The sequence below is a fragment of the Gabonibacter massiliensis genome (genome assembly GCA_001487125.1).
In the GTDB taxonomy this organism is placed as follows: Bacteria; Bacteroidota; Bacteroidia; order Bacteroidales; family Marinifilaceae; genus Gabonibacter; species Gabonibacter massiliensis.
In genome coordinates, this window is the sequence record LN913013.1 from 1,958,080 (window position 1) to 1,974,211 (window position 16,132).

Consider the following 16,132-nt stretch of genomic DNA (forward strand, 5'->3'; position numbering starts at 1 on the left):
TATGTCGTCTTTATTTCCTCGATATGATGTCATAGTTGTTGGGGCAGGTCATGCCGGATGCGAGGCAGCTTGTGCTGCGGCTAATTTGGGTTCTAAGACGCTACTTATTACATTGGATATGAATAAGATAGCTCAGATGTCATGTAATCCTGCCATCGGAGGTATAGCTAAAGGACAGATTGTTAGGGAGATAGATGCATTAGGAGGATATACGGGTATAGTAACGGACAGAAGTTCGATTCAATTCAGGATGCTTAATCTTTCGAAAGGTCCTGCCATGTGGAGTCCGCGTGCTCAATGCGATCGAATGTCTTTTTCTCAAAATTGGAGAAGTATAGTTGAAAACACGGTTAATTTGGATATTTGGCAAGATCACGTAGAGGAGTTGTTGTTGGATTCTAAAGGAAATGTAAATGGTGTAAAGACGGTTTTAGGAGTTTCCTTCTCCGCTGAAAAAGTTATTTTGACCAATGGAACTTTTCTTAACGGTTTGATGCACGTGGGAAGAGTGAATTTTCCCGGTGGAAGAATTTCGGAACAAGCCTCTTTCGGGTTATCCGAGCAATTGAAAAGTTTAGGTTTTACCGTGGGGAGGATGAAAACAGGAACTCCTGTAAGAATAGATGGCCGAAGTGTTGATTTCTCAAAGTTGACACGTCAGGATGGAGATAATGATTTTCATCGATTTTCTTTTCTTCATTTCGATTATGAAAACGAATTGAATAAGCGTCCCTGTTATATCGCTTACACGAATAAGGAAGTACATGATATTTTGCGTACGGGTTTTGACGATAGTCCCTTGTTTAACGGTACGATTAAGAGTATAGGTCCTCGTTATTGCCCCAGTATCGAAACGAAATTGGATACTTTTTTCGATAAAGAGAGTCATCATCTTTTTTTGGAGCCGGAAGGAGAAACGACTACTGAATACTATTTGAATGGTTTCTCTTCTTCTTTGCCTTTGGAGGTACAATTAAAAGCTTTGCGTTCCGTGAAAGGTTTTGAGCATGTGAAAATATTTCGTCCGGGATATGCCATAGAATATGATTATTTTCCGCCGACTCAACTCTTTTCTACCTTGGAGACGAAATTGGTTTCGGGACTCTATTTCGCGGGACAAATTAACGGTACTACCGGTTATGAGGAGGCTGCCGCCCAAGGTTTGATGGCCGGCATAAATGCTCATTTGTCACTTCATGAGAATAGAACTTTCGTGTTGAATCGCGATCAGGCTTATATTGGTGTTTTAATCGATGATTTAGTGACGAAGGGAGTGGATGAACCTTATCGTATGTTTACTTCCAGGGCTGAATATCGTATTCTATTGCGTCAGGACGATGCCGATGTAAGATTGACTCCTTTAGGGTACGACATAGGTTTGGTATCGGAAAAACGAAATCTTGTATTTCGGGACAAAGTAGTAAAAAGAGATCTCTTGTTAAATTTTATTCGAAATTATAGTGTTTCGCCTGATGAAATTAATGGAGTTCTCGATAGTCTGAACTCTTCTCCGATTAAACAAAAAATGAAGTTGATTGACTTGATTTCTCGACCTCAAATCAACTTAATGAAAATTATTGATTTTATACCTTCTTTAAAATCATTAATTTCCGAACAATTTATTAGAGAGGAGATCATTGAGGCTGCTGAAGTTTTAGTGAAGTATTCAGGTTATATAGAGAGAGAAAAATTGATGGCAGACAAATTAAATCGTTTGGAAAATTTGGTTATTGCCGATAAATTTAATTATATGGAGATTGCTGCACTTTCCATTGAAGCCCGTGAAAAGCTTACAAAGATTAAACCCAAAACAATTGGACAGGCTTCTCGTATTACTGGAGTATCTCCTTCCGATATTAATGTTTTACTCATTTTGATGGGAAGATAAAAGGATGTTTCACGTGGAACGTTCAAAATGATGCGAAGGGTTGATAAGGGCTAATCGTTTAAAAATGCATTATGAAAACAATAGAGGGGAATTTAGTAGATGTTGTCAATAGAGAAATTTATCCTTCTACTATAAAAATTTCTGAGCGAAAAATTGTATCCATTGAAAGAAATTCTAATTCCTATGATAGGTATATTATGCCTGGTTTTGTCGATGCCCATGTACATGTTGAAAGTTCTATGCTTTTACCTGTCGAGTTTTCAAATATAGTTACCAGACTCGGTACGGTTGCTATTGTCAATGATCCGCATGAAATAGCAAATGTGTTAGGGATGGAAGGAGTGAAAAAAATGATGGAGAATAGTGAAAAAGCTGCATTGAAATTTTATTATGGAATTCCTTCTTGTGTACCTGCTACACCCTTTGACCGGACTGCAGGAAAAATAGATGCTGAAGATGCTGAGGAGATGGCTGCTACCGGAAAATTTGTGGCATTATCGGAAATGATGAATATACCTGGTGTTTTGAATAATGAACCTGAAGTAATGGCTAAATTGGCTGTTGCGAAAAAATATAATTTAAGAATAGACGGTCATGCACCTGCATTGAGAGGGGACAAACTAAGTTTATATATAGGGCATGGGATAGAGACGGACCATGAGTGTGTGACTTTGGATGAAGCGGAGGAAAAAATCATGAAAGGGATGAAGGTTATTATTCGCGAAGGAAGTGCTGCAAAAAATTATGAAGCACTGAAATCTTTGATCGGAACACGTACGGATGATGTTATGTTTTGTACGGATGATGCCCATCCCGATGATCTTCTTCAGTTCGGGCATATCAATTATATGGTAAAAAAGGCTTTATCGGATGGATTTGGTATTTTTGATGTTTTGCAGGTCGCTTGTTTGAATCCGGTTCGTTTTTACCGTTTGGATGTGGGTACTTTGAATGTAGGAGATAAAGCAGATTTTATTATTACGGATGATTTAGAGAGAATGAATATTATTTCTACTTTTATCGATGGGGAAAATGTTTTTGAAAAGAGATCTTTTTACGGCTTAAAAGAGGAGTGGAATTCATGTAATCTTTTCCATCACGATAGATTAACTATTGCGGATATAGAAACGACATTATCGAATCAAGTGGCGTGTATTAAAGTTATGCCGGATGAACTTGTGACTGGTAAAATGATTTTTTCACTTGATAACATGAATGATAAATTTGAATCTGATCTATCGGCAGATGTTTTGAAGATTGTTTATTTGAATCGTTATTTGAACGGAAAGCCCCAGGTCGGATTCGTTTCCGGATTTGGTATAAAACGAGGTGCTTTTGCTTCTTGTATTTCTCATGATTCGCATAATATAATTGCAATCGGTTGTACGGATGAAGATTTAGTCGCTTCTATTAATGCCGTGATTGAACAAAAAGGAGGTTTATCGATTAAAAACGGCGATAAACTTTTACTTTTACCTTTACCCATAGGGGGAATTATCAGTAATTTATCCTGTGAAGAAGTCGCCGGGCAATACCTGAAATTGAATGACGAGATAAAAACGATGGGGTCTGTTTTGAAATCTCCGTTTATGACCCTTTCCTTTATGTCGTTGATCGTGATTCCTTATTTTAAGATAGGAGAAAAAGGAATGTTTGATTATAATAAGTTCGATTTTGTATAGGAATGATGGAAGACAATCCTCTGAAAGAAAAAGTGAGTAAGTTGCCTACTAACCCTGGGGTTTATCAATTTTTAGATGCCAATGGAATTATTATATATATTGGTAAAGCTAAAAATTTGAAGAACAGGGTTTCATCTTACTTTATCAAAACGAATCAATCATCTAAAACCATGGTTTTAGTGAGAAAGATCCGCGATCTGAGGTATGTAGTCGTTGATAGTGAACAAGATGCACTTCTATTAGAAAATAATTTGATCAAAAAATACAAACCCCGTTATAATATTTTATTGAAGGACGATAAAACTTATCCGTGGATTTGTATAACTAATGAGCCTTTTCCCCGGGTTTTTATTACTCGAAAATTCGTAAGGAACGGTTCGGAATATTTTGGTCCTTATACATCAGCGAAATTCGCTCATACCTTGATTTCGCTTATCAAATCACTTTATAAATTGCGAACGTGCAATTTATCTATAAATAAATCAAATATTTACGATGGAAAATATAAAGTTTGTTTGGAGTATCATATAGGAAATTGTTTAGCTCCTTGCGTGGGAAAAGTTTCGGAGGAGGAGTATTTGGATTTCATAGCACAAATTCGTTCCATTCTGAAAGGAAATATCTCTACTGTTTTGGAGGCTATGAATGATAAAATGAAAGAATTTTCTATTTCCATGCAATTTGAAAAAGCCCAGGAGTTGAAGGAGGCAATAGAAGCGCTGAAGACTCATCAGGCGAAATCCACGATTGTGCGCACTTCTATCCATGACATGGATGTTTTTTCTTATATAGAGGAAGATAAATATGCTTATGTAAATTATTTGCGTATCGTACATGGAGCTGTTAATCAGGTTCATACCATTGAATTAGAACGTAAATTGGATGAATCGAAAGAATCTCTTCTTTCTTTTGCCATTCTGGAAATCAGACAGTTGGTCAATAGCCATTCAAAGGAAGTTTTAGTTCCTTTTTATCCTGATGTTTTAATGGATGGGATTACTTATTTTATTCCGCAACGGGGAGAGAAAAAGCAATTATTGGAACTATCGGAACGGAATGCCAAATTCTTTAAGATGGACAGGGAGAGGCAACGGGGGGTTTTTCGAAAGGAGGAGAGTAAATTTACCATACTGAACACGATTAAAACGGAATTGAGATTACCTCGTATTCCGCATCGGATGGAATGTTTCGATAATTCGAACATACAGGGAACCAATCCTGTGGCTTCCTGTGTCGTTTTTATAGACGGTAAACCCGCTAAAAGAGAGTATCGGCATTTTCACGTGAAAACGGTAGAAGGACCGGATGACTTTGCTTCTATGGAGGAGATTATTTATCGGCGATATCACAGGATTTTAGACGAAGGGAAGGAGCTACCGGATTTAATTGTGATCGATGGAGGTAAAGGACAATTGCACGCTGCTTTGAATAGTTTGGAAAAATTAGGTCTTCGGGGACAAATTCCTATTGTAGGGTTGGCAAAACGGATGGAAGAGATATATTATCCCGGGGATACGGACCCCTATCTGCTGGCTAAAAATTCACTTGCCTTAAAAACCTTAATGCATATTCGTGACGAGGCTCATCGTTTTGGTATCACGTTTCATCGAAGGTTAAGGGAAAAAGGGCAGATTAATAGTGTTCTAAGTGAAATTGAAGGTATTGGAGAAAAAACTGAGATTACTTTGTTTCAACATTTCAAAACGATAGATGCAATAGCTAAAGCTCCTTTGGAAAAACTCTCTGAAGTTATTGGGAAAGCAAAGGCTAAAATCGTACGAGATTATTTTAATTCTGTGGTATAAGATAGTGCTTTCATCTGTTTATCAATGATCTAAATAGAATCTATTTTTCGAGAAACTTTTTTGCGGTTAAAAACGAATACCATGAACAGGGTATGAAAATACCTTGTTTATGTGATTTTTATTTGTAAAATAAACATTTAGTTTTGATACGACTTAATTAGACAGGTAATATGGGAAAAATAGCAAAACAATTAACGGATTTGGTGGGACATACTCCTTTGTTGGAATTATCTAATTTCAATCGGAATAGAAAGTTGAAAGCTAAAATTATAGCTAAGTTGGAGTACTTTAACCCCGCCGGGAGCGTGAAAGATCGTATAGCTTTGGCAATGATCGAGGATGCGGAACGGTCAGGCCTATTGAAACCGGGTTCGGAAATTATTGAGCCTACGAGCGGAAATACCGGAGTCGGATTGGCCATGGTTGCCGCCTCCAGAGGTTATAGGCTTACTTTGACGATGCCGGAGACGATGAGTATGGAGCGGAGAAATTTACTGAAGGCTTTAGGGGCGAATTTAGTGTTGACTCCGGGTTCTGAAGGTATGCGGGGGGCTATTGCCAAGGCGGAGGAGTTACAGCAGGCAAATCCGAATTCTACCATATTGCAGCAGTTTGAAAATCCTGCAAATCCTGCCATTCATGAACGGACTACGGCAGAAGAGATTTGGGAAGATACGGATGGTAGCGTGGATATTTTTATTGCCGGAGTGGGAACCGGAGGTACTATCACGGGGGTCGGTCGTCGCTTGAAGCAATTGAAGCCCGGAATAAAAATTATTGCCGTGGAGCCGAGTGATTCCCCTGTGTTATCCGGAGGAGTAGCCGGTCCTCATCAAATCCAGGGAATCGGTGCCGGATTTATTCCCGGAGTTTTTTCAAATGAGGTAGTGGATAGTATCGTACAGGTTGAAACGGAAAAGGCTTTTGAAACGGCTCGGGAATTGGCTAAAACGGAAGGCGTATTGACCGGAATCTCTTCCGGGGCGGCTTTGCATGCGGCTGTTATGGTTGCGAGACATCCCGATAATCAAGGAAAACATATAGTGGTATTATTACCGGATACCGGAGAAAGATATCTTTCGACGCCTTTGTATAATTATCAATAAATATGAAACGAGCCGATACTTTCGATATCTTGCAAAAAAGCGTGGAAAAACTTTCTCTTCCATCGGGAGAAGACGAATATATATTGCAACACGAGATGCCGCTTCCTTCTATCGAAAAATTGAAAGAGGTGGTCGATTTGCTGCGTTCTGTCATTTTCTACGGTTACTACGGTGAACCCTGTGTACATCCGGAGACTATTCGATATCATATAGGAGTGAAAATGGAGCGTTTATACCATTTGTTGTCCGAGCAGATTTTATATGGGAGTTGTTTTAATATTCAGGGGCATTGCAGTGCTTCGTCCGAGTGTGCCGAGGATTTGGCCTTGTTGTTCATTAATCGGATACCGGAGATAAAACGTGTATTGCACACGGATGTCCGGGCGATTTTAGAAGGAGATCCGGCAGCTAAAAGTTACGGAGAGGTTATCTTTTGTTATCCGGCTGTACGAGCCTTGCTAAATCATCGGGTGGCTCACGAATTATTACTGTTGGGAGTTCCGATATTGCCGCGTATTATTTCTGAGATGGCTCATTCCGAGACAGGTATAGATATACATCCCGGTGCGAAAATCGGAGAATCTTTTAGCATCGATCACGGAACCGGAGTTGTTATCGGAGAAACTTGTATTATCGGTGACCGGGTTCGTTTGTATCAGGGGGTTACTCTCGGTGCCAAACGTTTTGTATTGGACGAAAAAGGAAGTCCCATGGATGTTCCCCGTCATCCGATTTTGGAAGATAACGTGGTGGTTTATGCCAACACGAGTATTTTAGGGAGAGTGACGATTGGTAAAGATTCCGTTATAGGTGGTAACGTTTGGTTAACGGTTAGCGTTCCGCCCGGTTCTCATGTTTTACAACAGAAAGCATTGTCCAATACTTTTTCCGATGGTCTCGGTATTTAACTTAAGTAGTCGTCGGGGTTAACAAGGCGAGTACGTATCGCGTATTTTGTAGCTTCATAGGCATTGCGTACTCCTATTTTTCTGAAGATATTTTTCCGATGAGTCAGAATCGTGTGAAAACTCAGTTTCCGTCCATGTGCAATCTCTTTCGTTGTCTTACCGGAAGCAATTTCTTTAAGGATGTCCTTTTCCGTGGGAGTAAGTTTATTTTGTATTTGGAGACCTGAGCTCTTTATCGTAAGTAATTTGTTGCATATACGATTGCATATGAAACGTTCTCCGCATGTTGAACATTTTAAAGCACAGGTAATCTCTTCATTGGAACAGCTTTTCAAAATAGCGCTGAAAGAGTGGGTGCTGAAAAGCAGTTTATTCAAAATATCGTCGCTTAAATTTTCTGAAAATAGGATCCATTTGGCTTGTTGAAAGCGTTCTTTTATTTTCAGCAGTTCATTTATATCGACGAAATCGAATAACATATAGTCTATAATTACGACGGCCTCTGGATCAGAGGTAAGCCGTTGAATCAATTCTTCTTTGTTTTTTACTTCTGAAATGGTTTTAAATCCTTTCAGCTTTTGTGATAAAAAGAGAAGTCCTGCTTTGGTAATATCTTGTAAGTCTGCTATGATTAATTCGCTCATGGAAAAAATTCAATCCGTTTATTCATTCATGATCTCAGTCTGTCTATCTATGGATGCCTGATGGATGGCTTTAAATACTTTTTCAACCAACTCCCTGTTTAATCCGAGCTGTTTAGCTTCTGCCGTGACCCGGTTCAATATCTTTTCCCATCGGTCGGGTTGTAAGATCGTGATATTATTCTGTTTTTTGTACTGTCCGATATCTTCTATTATTTTCATTCGGTTGGCTAATGTCTCCAATACCATGTTATCTAAATTATCTATCTTTTCTCGAAGTTCTTCGATCATAAGTTGACAGTTGGAATCCAGGGATTGTTCCGTCCTGATAATTAGCTTCGATAAAATGTGTTTAAGCGTTTGCGGTGTAACTTGTTGTTCTGCATCACTTAATGCTGAGGCGGGACAAATATGAGATTCGATAATTAAGCCGTCAAATCCGAGATCCATGGATTTTTGGGCTATTTCCTGGAGGTATTCGGAATGTCCGCCGATATGACTGGGATCACAAAATAGGGGTAGATTTTTAATTCTTCGTTTTAATTCGATCGGGATCTGCCATTGCGGAGGATTCCGGTAGATTAAATTATTATACGAGGAAAATCCCCGGTGGATAGCTCCCAATCGAGTTAAACCACATAGGTTCAGACGTTCGAAAGCCCCGATCCATAACTCGATGTCCGGATTTATCGGATTTTTTATTAATACGGGAATATCCACTCCTTTTAATGCTTCTGCAATCTCCTGGACGGCAAAAGGGTTAGCCGTCGTTCGCGCTCCTATCCATAACAAATCGATACCGGCAGAGAGAGCCATCTCCACGTGGTGGCCATTGGCAACCTCCGTCGAGACCTTCATGTTCAACTCTTCCTGAACGCGTTTTAACCAGGAGAGCCCTTTGCTTCCGACTCCTTCGAAGGAATTGGGACGCGTACGCGGTTTCCAAAGGCCGGCCCGTAAAGTGTCGATGCCGTTATTTTTTAATTCTTGTGCCGTTTGGAATAGTTGAAATTCGCTTTCCGCGCTGCAAGGACCTGCGATGATCAATGGCCGACGGGTATCGGAGAAAAAATTCCATTCCGTGTATGGATATATATCCGGTTTGGACAACATACTATAATTATTTTGTAATCAATGTTTTGTATATCAGATGTATTTGATTTTATTCGTTAGAAAGAAATCTTTCAAAGATATTCTTTTCTTTTTTAATAGACGCCTAATTGCATATTATTTCTAACTTTGTGAAAACTAATTTGAAAAGGAAAAACGATGATAAATGAGGAAAAAAGGTTGTATTTGTTGGATGCTTACGCGTTGATTTACCGCTCGTATTACGCGTTTATCAATAATCCGAGGATTACAACGACGGGGATAAATACTTCGGCAACTTTTGGTTTTTGTAATTTTCTGCTGGAACTTTTGGAAGAAGAAAAACCGACTCATTTGGCTGTTGTTTTTGATCCGGAAGGACCCACATTTCGGCATGAAATGTATCCTCAATATAAGGCCCAGCGTCCTCCCATGCCGGAAGATTTGAAGAAATCCGTTCCCTATATAAAGAGAATAATTCAAGGATTAGGGATCAATTTGATTGCCGTGGACGGTTTTGAGGCGGATGATGTTATCGGAACCTTGGCTAAAATCGGAGAGAAAGAAAACTTTCAAGTCTACATGATCACTCCGGATAAAGATTATGCCCAGTTGGTGAGCGAGCGGGTGTTTATGTATAAGCCGGGACGGGCTGGAAATAAGTCGGAAGTGTGGGGGATTGCGGAAGTTCTGGATCATTTTGGAATAGAGCGGGTGGAACAAGTCATTGATATTTTGGGATTGATGGGTGATTCTGCCGATAACGTTCCGGGATGTTCCGGGGTAGGACCGAAAAGCGCTTCTTCTTTGATTTATAAATACGGGAGTATCGAAGGTATATACCAGCATATAGATGAGCTGAAAGGGAAACAAAAAGAAAATTTATTGGCTTGTCAGCCCACGGTATTTTTATCGAAAGAGTTGGTAACGATCAATAGCGAGGTTCCGGTAAATATCTCTATACAAGATTTAATTCGGACGGAGATAAAAGAAGAAGTGTTGGAACCGATATTTAAAGAGCTGGAGCTTTTTTCCTTGTCTAAACGGATATTTTCGATCGAGCACACTGAAGTTGCGGTTGAATCTTTGCACGAGGAAGAGGTTTCTTATCAGGAAATTCAAAGCGAAAGAGAGTTGAATGAAATGATCGGGATATTGGAAGAGTCCTCGGAATATGTTTTGCATTCAGTATTCGGGGATGGAACCCTCTATAACTCTTATCCGACTTATCTCGCTTTTTCTGTTCGGGCTAATCGGATGCGTTATCTGCGATTGCCCTTAGAAAAAGAAGCTGCCGAGAAAATGGTCGGAAGGTTGAGATCCGTCTTTGAAAATCCGGATAAAATATTGATTTCTAATGATGTGAAAAATGATATCATCTGGTTACGTCGGGCAGGAATTGAAATTAAGAATCGGATTTTTGATATAAAGATCGCGCATTACGTGTTGCAGCCGGATAGCTCGCACGAGTTGGAACGCATCGCCCTGGAGTTACTGAATTATCGGTTGGTTAAGGGAGATGGCGGCGATAGTCAGCAGCTTACGTTGTCTTTTGAAGATGATTCCATTAAGAATAAGGATTTTGAAGAGAGGACCGATATTCTTTTCCGGTTGAAAGGGAGACTCAAAGAGGCCTTGGAACAGGTCGGCTTATATGCTCTTTTCGAGCAGTTGGAGATGCCATTGGTTTTTGTTTTGGCGGACATGGAGTATGAAGGTGTTGCTATCGACAAGGAGGCATTGAAAGAGTTGTCCGAGGAGTTGAAATTAAAGATTGCAGAGTCCGAAAAGGTTATTTATAAAATGGCGGGAAAAGAGTTTAACATCAGTTCGCCTAAACAATTGGGTGAGGTGTTGTTCGACGATATGAATATCGGGGGGACGAATAAAAAGACCAAGACGGGTCAGTATAGCACTTCCGAACAGGTTTTATCCAAGTTGGAGGGTGAACATCCGATCATTGAACACATATTGATCTACCGTGGATTGAAGAAATTATTAACCACTTATGCGGAGGCTTTGCCTACCTATGTTGATCCGGGTACCGGTAAAATTCACACGCGTTTTAATCAGGCAGAAGCGGCTACCGGTCGCTTAAGTAGTTTGAATCCCAATTTGCAGAATATTCCCGTTCGGACAGAAGAGGGGAGGAATATCCGGAAAGCTTTTATTACCGGGGATCCTGATTATTGCTTCTTTTCTGCCGATTATTCACAGGTGGAGCTTCGATTAATGGCTCATTTGAGCGGAACGAAAGAGTTGATAGATGCTTTTTTGAACGGGGAAGATGTGCATGCAGAAACGGCCGCAAAAATTTATCATGTACCTTTGAACGAGGTTACGCCGGAAATGAGGCGTCGGGCTAAGACGGCGAATTTCGGAATTATTTACGGAATTTCGGCTTGGGGATTGGCCGAGCGATTGAAGATCCCGCGAAAAGAAGGGAAAGAGTTGATAGACGGTTATTTTAATCTTTATCCCGGAGTGAAACAGTATATGGAGAAATCCGTCGAAAAGGCCAGGAAACAAGGATATGTGGAAACCATCATGGGAAGGCGGCGTTATTTAAGGGATATCAATTCCAGGAATGCTGTTGTTCGCGGGGTAGCGGAACGGAACGCCGTAAATGCTCCGATTCAAGGATCTGCTGCCGATATCATTAAAAAAGCGATGATCTGTATCCATCAGGAGATCGCAAGGAGAGGGTTAAAGTCCAAAATGATATTGCAGGTACATGACGAATTGAATTTTAAATGTCATAGGGAAGAGTTGGAAGAATTAAAAGGATTGGTCGTGGATTGTATGGAAAATGTGATTAAACTTGCCGTACCCTTGACCGTAAGTACCGGATACGGGAAAAACTGGTATGAAGCCCATTAATATTGTGTATAAATAATTTTATTCATGCGTGGAGAACAAGTTGATACGTTGCATTTGCCATTAACAGGAACATCGGCAGATTCTGTTATTCGGCCTGTTTCTCTTTTTGAAAAAAAGGTATCTGTAAGGGAAGAATTTCTGTTTGACACCATTGCATCCTCAACAGCTCCTATCGGTTCATGGAAGGATGTTCCATTGAAAGGACAACAAGATGTGGATTTTATGTCCGGGGTATTGTTGTATACGATTATCTTTTTAGGACTGTTGGCGTTTATCCGATTGAGAGGGAAAGGGCTGTTCTCCGGTTTATTCGGTTTCTTTTTTAAACAGAAAAACCAGGAGAAAGTATACACGGAAGGGCTTCGTCCCAATTATTTTTTTCTGTTTATAACGTTTTGTCTTTCTGCTTCCGTTCTTTCTATATTTTTGGTTTACCTGATCAATGGCGATTTTATTTTTGACGACTCTGTTCTTGTTTTTGCTTTCCTTGCGGGATATCATTTGCTCTTGATAGGTTTTATTCGTCTTTTGGGGTGGACGTTTAATGCTCGTTTTTGTGCCAAAGAGATGGTTACAAACTTGTGGGTTTACAATACGGTGATTGGATTAATGATTTCTCCTTTTGTTATCGCGTTGTTTTATGTCCGTCCGACTTCCGTTCAGCCGTTGATTTATCTTATTTTTACCATATTTTCTATCTATTTGATTTTTAGATTTATAAGATTGATTAAAATATTATTTGAATATAGAGTTTCAATTTTATATATGATTTTGTACCTTTGTGCGCTCGAAATACTGCCATTTCTTGTAATATACAAGATGTTGGAAGAGATAATTGAAGCAAGTGTTAATTAAAAACATACAGCATTGAGGATCAAGAAAATATTAGTTTCGCAGCCTAAGCCAACAACAGAAAAATCTCCCTATTTTGATTTGGCTGAGGAGTATGGTTTGAAATTAGAGTTCAAATCTTTTATTAAAGTGGAGGGTGTCTCCGGGAAAGAATTTCGGCAACAACGAATCAATATACTTGACTATACGGCCATTGTTTTTACAAGTCGAACGGCTATTGATCATTTTTTTAGGATTTGTAACGAGTTGAGAGTTGTCGTACCGGACACGATGAAATATTTTTGTATTTCCGAGTCAGTGGCTTTCTACTTGCAGAAGTATATCGTATATCGGAAAAGAAAGATTTTCTATGGCGATAAGAAAGTAGAGGATATGACCAAAGTTTTGTTGAAGCATAAGACAGAGCATTTTTTTGTTCCTCTCTCCGATGTGCATAAAGAAAACGTGCCGGGATTGTTAGACGAATTGCATTTAAAATACACGAAGGCTGTTTTATATAAAACGGTAGCGAATGATCTCGTGGATGAAATTCCTGATTTGAAGGAGTTCGATATCATTGTATTTTACACTCCGGCGGGAATAAAATCTTTATTTCAAAACTACCCGAATTTCGAACAGGGTACGACAGTGATTGCCGCTTTCGGCCCGGCGACAGCAGAAGCAGTGGAAGAAGCGGGTTTGAGGTTGGATATTAAGGCGCCCACGGAAAAGGCGCCATCCATGACGATGGCTTTGGAACAGTTCATTAAGGCTTATAATAAAGAGAATAAGAAGTGATAAAATGGACATCGGACGATGTCCATTTTTATTCTGTTTGTGATGATGAAGCAAGAGACTATAGGATATACGTTTTGCAAGGCCGAGCGCTTGTGTAGTAGAAGTCGTTTCGAACGTCTCCTATCGTCTGGTTTTAGTTTCGTTTCTTATCCTTTGCGGGTGGTGGTATACGTGTCGGAACGGCAAGAAGAGGAATTTCCCGCGCAGATGGCAGTTAGTGTTTCTAAAAAACGTTTTAAAAGAGCGGTGAAGCGGAATCGGGTAAAACGTTTGGTACGGGAAGCCTATCGATTGAATAAGTTTCGTTTGTATGAAAATATTCCGGAAAACGAGACATGGAATATGCTGTTTATTTATCTGAATGATTCGATTGTAAAATACGATAAAATTGAAAAAGCAATAATAGGTGCCTTTAAAAAAATGGAAACTCATATTAAAAAGGATCGTGATAGGAATATTGTTGATACCCATTAAGTTTTATCAGTATTGTTTATCGCCGTTGAAGCCTCCCACTTGTCGTTATACACCCACCTGTTCCCAATACGCGATAGAGGCCCTGCGAAAGCATGGTCCTATAAAAGGGTTATGGTTGGCCACCAAACGGATATGTTCCTGTCATCCTTGGGGAGGTTCGGGATACGATCCTGTCCCGTGAATTTGTAATATTCCGGAATATATATTATTTTCGTTCTTACGTAATAAAATAAAGTTATGAATAAAAATACACGTATTGTCCTGAGCATTCTCGGTGTTTTCATCTTGACATTGGGGATTTTAAGTTTAAAGGAAGATGAAAAACGTTTTGAGGTTAGTAAGGGTTTGAATATTTTTGCGACCCTTTTTCGGGATGTGAATCTTTTCTATGTCGATGAAATAGAACCGGAAAAATTAGTGCAGACGGGAATTGATGCTATGTTGAAGTCTCTGGATCCTTATACGGTCTATTATCCGGAATCGAAAATGGATGAGTTCAAGATGATGACGACAGGAGCTTACGCGGGTATCGGTTCGATTATCAGTATGAAAAACGATTATGTGGTAATTCGGGAGCCTTATCGAAACTCTCCGGCCGATAGGGCCGGGTTATTACCGGGAGATTTGATTCTTGCCATAGACGGCATGGATATGAAGGGAAAGAATACGGAATTTGTTAGTCAGCACTTGAAAGGACAGCCGGGGAAAGAGGTTACGATAAAGATCAAACGTTTGGGAGTAGAAAAGCCCATGGAGTTAAAGGTGGTTCGGGAGAATGTTCAGTTACCGAGTGTTCCTTATTACGGTATGTTTAACGATAAGATCGGTTATATCTATTTTACCAGCTTTACGGACAAGTCGGCAGAAGATGTACGCCGGGCTATTATGGATTTGAAGCAAAAGGGTGCCGAATCTTTGGTCTTGGATCTCCGCGGAAATGGAGGAGGTTTATTGGATCAGGCCGTTGAAATTGCTAACTATTTCTTGCCTCGCAACACGTTGGTAGTAAACACGAAAGGGAAGATCAAACAATGGGATAAGGAGTATTTTACTTCCAATAATCCGATCGTTCCCGATATGAAACTGGCCGTTTTGATCGACCGTTCTTCTGCTTCTGCCTCCGAGATCCTTTCGGGTTCGTTACAGGATTACGACCGGGCGGTGATTGTCGGGGAACGTTCTTTCGGTAAAGGATTGGTTCAGACGACGCGAGATCTGGTGTATAATACGAAATTAAAGGTAACCACGGCGAAATATTATATCCCGAGCGGCCGTTGCATACAGGCCGTGGATTACGCTCACCGGAATCCGGACGGGAGCGTGGGAACCATACCCGATTCTTTGATTACGGCTTTTAAAACAAAGGCGGGACGAACTGTATATGACGGGGGAGGAATTACTCCGGATGTAAAAATAGAACCGGAAAAATACGCTAAAATTACGCAGGAGCTGGTCATTAAGGATATGATTTTCGATTTTGTCAATGAGTATGCGTTGACACATCCCTCTATTCCTGCTCCGGCGACCTTTGAGTTGACGGATGATATCTATAATGACTTTAAAAAGTACCTGAAGGAACATCAATTCGAGTATGAGACCGCTTCTCAAGCCGTTTTGGAGAAGTTAGCGGAGACGGCTAAAGCCGAGAAATATTATGACCAGGTAAAAGGTCAGATCGATCGCTTAAAATTGGAATTGGGTCATTCGGTAGACCGGGATCTGGATTTGTTCCGGAAAGAGATCAGCGAAATCCTTTCCGACCAGTTGATGAGCCGTTATTACATGCAAGAGGGAGTGGTCGAGTTCCGGATGCGGCATGACTCCGATGTGGCAAAAGCGGTCGATGTGCTCTCCGACGAGGAGGTGTACCGGAAAATTTTAAAATAAAACGGGTAGTAGTTTTTGGTTTTTCAAAAAACTACTATATTTGCAGCGCAATTGCCCTATGGTGTAACGGTAGCACTCCAGATTCTGGTTCTGTCTGTCTGGGTTCGAATCCTAGTGGGGCAACAAGCTGAAAAATATCCCTT

The 16,132-nt window shown here is 40.1% G+C and carries 13 protein-coding genes and 1 tRNA gene; 12 read left to right on the forward strand and 2 right to left on the reverse strand.

The window, feature by feature from the left end; genetic code table 11:
- The first annotated feature begins 1 nt into the window (after window position 1).
- The 5 genes from mnmG (at window position 2) to BN3283_RS12620 (ending at window position 7,389) form a co-directional block, all read left to right on the forward strand.
- Entirely contained in the window at window positions 2-1,888 is a 1,887-nt protein-coding gene (mnmG, locus tag BN3283_RS12600; protein ID WP_059026833.1) for a tRNA uridine-5-carboxymethylaminomethyl(34) synthesis enzyme MnmG, read from the forward strand.
- A 71-nt stretch (window positions 1,889-1,959) separates the two neighbouring features.
- Complete coding sequence (ade, locus tag BN3283_RS12605; protein WP_059026834.1) at window positions 1,960-3,570, forward strand: adenine deaminase; 1,611 nt, start codon at window positions 1,960-1,962, stop codon at window positions 3,568-3,570.
- A 5-nt stretch (window positions 3,571-3,575) separates the two neighbouring features.
- Entirely contained in the window at window positions 3,576-5,375 is a 1,800-nt protein-coding gene (gene uvrC, locus BN3283_RS12610; RefSeq protein WP_059027262.1) for an excinuclease ABC subunit UvrC, read from the forward strand.
- Between the two features lie 170 nt (window positions 5,376-5,545).
- Window positions 5,546-6,481: a cysteine synthase A gene (gene cysK / locus BN3283_RS12615; protein ID WP_059026835.1), complete on the forward strand. Its 936-nt coding sequence runs from the start codon at window positions 5,546-5,548 to the stop codon at window positions 6,479-6,481.
- Between the two features lie 2 nt (window positions 6,482-6,483).
- Window positions 6,484-7,389, forward strand: a complete 906-nt coding sequence (locus BN3283_RS12620; RefSeq protein WP_059026836.1) for a serine O-acetyltransferase — start codon at window positions 6,484-6,486, stop codon at window positions 7,387-7,389.
- On the opposite strand, the gene BN3283_RS12625 is transcribed toward BN3283_RS12620, so the two are convergent.
- Window positions 7,386-8,033 carry a response regulator transcription factor gene (locus BN3283_RS12625; RefSeq protein ID WP_041503199.1) on the reverse strand — a complete coding sequence of 216 codons (648 nt, stop codon included), beginning with the start codon at window positions 8,031-8,033 and terminating at the stop codon, window positions 7,386-7,388. The genes BN3283_RS12620 and BN3283_RS12625 overlap by 4 nt on opposite strands.
- 18 nt (window positions 8,034-8,051) lie before the next feature.
- Window positions 8,052-9,143, reverse strand: coding sequence for a bifunctional 3-deoxy-7-phosphoheptulonate synthase/chorismate mutase type II (locus BN3283_RS12630; RefSeq protein ID WP_059026837.1), 1,092 nt, complete (start codon window positions 9,141-9,143; stop codon window positions 8,052-8,054).
- Window positions 9,144-9,299: 156 nt separating this feature from the next.
- Between BN3283_RS12630 and polA the strand changes: the two genes are divergently transcribed.
- The 7 genes from polA to BN3283_RS12660 all read left to right on the forward strand — a co-directional run bounded on the left by polA (window position 9,300) and on the right by BN3283_RS12660 (window position 16,112).
- The gene (gene polA, locus BN3283_RS12635) at window positions 9,300-11,999 is read left to right on the forward strand and encodes a DNA polymerase I (protein WP_059026838.1); all 2,700 of its coding nucleotides are present in this window, start codon (window positions 9,300-9,302) and stop codon (window positions 11,997-11,999) included.
- Window positions 12,000-12,023: 24 nt separating this feature from the next.
- On the forward strand, window positions 12,024-12,854 hold the full coding sequence (locus BN3283_RS12640) for a DUF4271 domain-containing protein (protein ID WP_059026839.1): 831 nt from the start codon (window positions 12,024-12,026) through the stop codon (window positions 12,852-12,854).
- Window positions 12,855-12,866: 12 nt separating this feature from the next.
- Window positions 12,867-13,628: a uroporphyrinogen-III synthase gene (locus BN3283_RS12645; protein ID WP_041503201.1), complete on the forward strand. Its 762-nt coding sequence runs from the start codon at window positions 12,867-12,869 to the stop codon at window positions 13,626-13,628.
- An 18-nt stretch (window positions 13,629-13,646) separates the two neighbouring features.
- Window positions 13,647-14,102 (forward strand): ribonuclease P protein component, encoded by a 456-nt coding sequence (rnpA, locus tag BN3283_RS12650; protein WP_059026840.1) that lies wholly within the window; start codon window positions 13,647-13,649, stop codon window positions 14,100-14,102.
- The gene (gene yidD / locus BN3283_RS14355; RefSeq protein ID WP_082667138.1) at window positions 14,059-14,283 is read left to right on the forward strand and encodes a membrane protein insertion efficiency factor YidD; all 225 of its coding nucleotides are present in this window, start codon (window positions 14,059-14,061) and stop codon (window positions 14,281-14,283) included. Before rnpA ends, yidD begins: the two co-directional genes overlap by 44 nt.
- Window positions 14,284-14,339: 56 nt before the next feature.
- Entirely contained in the window at window positions 14,340-15,989 is a 1,650-nt protein-coding gene (locus BN3283_RS12655; RefSeq protein WP_059026841.1) for a S41 family peptidase, read from the forward strand.
- Between the two features lie 52 nt (window positions 15,990-16,041).
- Window positions 16,042-16,112, forward strand: a tRNA-Gln gene (locus tag BN3283_RS12660).
- Window positions 16,113-16,132 lie beyond the last annotated feature (20 nt).

What these genes read in the sequence shown, in the direction of transcription:
- mnmG (WP_059026833.1), top strand. Translation starts at nt 2, where the DNA reads ATGTCGTCTTTATTTCCTCGATATGATGTCATAGTTGTTGGGGCAGGT.
- BN3283_RS12625 (WP_041503199.1), bottom strand. Translation starts at nt 8,033, where the DNA reads ATGAGCGAATTAATCATAGCAGACTTACAAGATATTACCAAAGCAGGA.
- BN3283_RS12620 (WP_059026836.1), top strand. Translation starts at nt 6,484, where the DNA reads ATGAAACGAGCCGATACTTTCGATATCTTGCAAAAAAGCGTGGAAAAA.
- cysK (WP_059026835.1), top strand. Translation starts at nt 5,546, where the DNA reads ATGGGAAAAATAGCAAAACAATTAACGGATTTGGTGGGACATACTCCT.
- BN3283_RS12655 (WP_059026841.1), top strand. Translation starts at nt 14,340, where the DNA reads ATGAATAAAAATACACGTATTGTCCTGAGCATTCTCGGTGTTTTCATC.
- BN3283_RS12640 (WP_059026839.1), top strand. Translation starts at nt 12,024, where the DNA reads ATGCGTGGAGAACAAGTTGATACGTTGCATTTGCCATTAACAGGAACA.
- uvrC (WP_059027262.1), top strand. Translation starts at nt 3,576, where the DNA reads ATGGAAGACAATCCTCTGAAAGAAAAAGTGAGTAAGTTGCCTACTAAC.
- ade (WP_059026834.1), top strand. Translation starts at nt 1,960, where the DNA reads ATGAAAACAATAGAGGGGAATTTAGTAGATGTTGTCAATAGAGAAATT.
- BN3283_RS12630 (WP_059026837.1), bottom strand. Translation starts at nt 9,143, where the DNA reads ATGTTGTCCAAACCGGATATATATCCATACACGGAATGGAATTTTTTC.
- rnpA (WP_059026840.1), top strand. Translation starts at nt 13,647, where the DNA reads ATGTCCATTTTTATTCTGTTTGTGATGATGAAGCAAGAGACTATAGGA.
- polA (WP_059026838.1), top strand. Translation starts at nt 9,300, where the DNA reads ATGATAAATGAGGAAAAAAGGTTGTATTTGTTGGATGCTTACGCGTTG.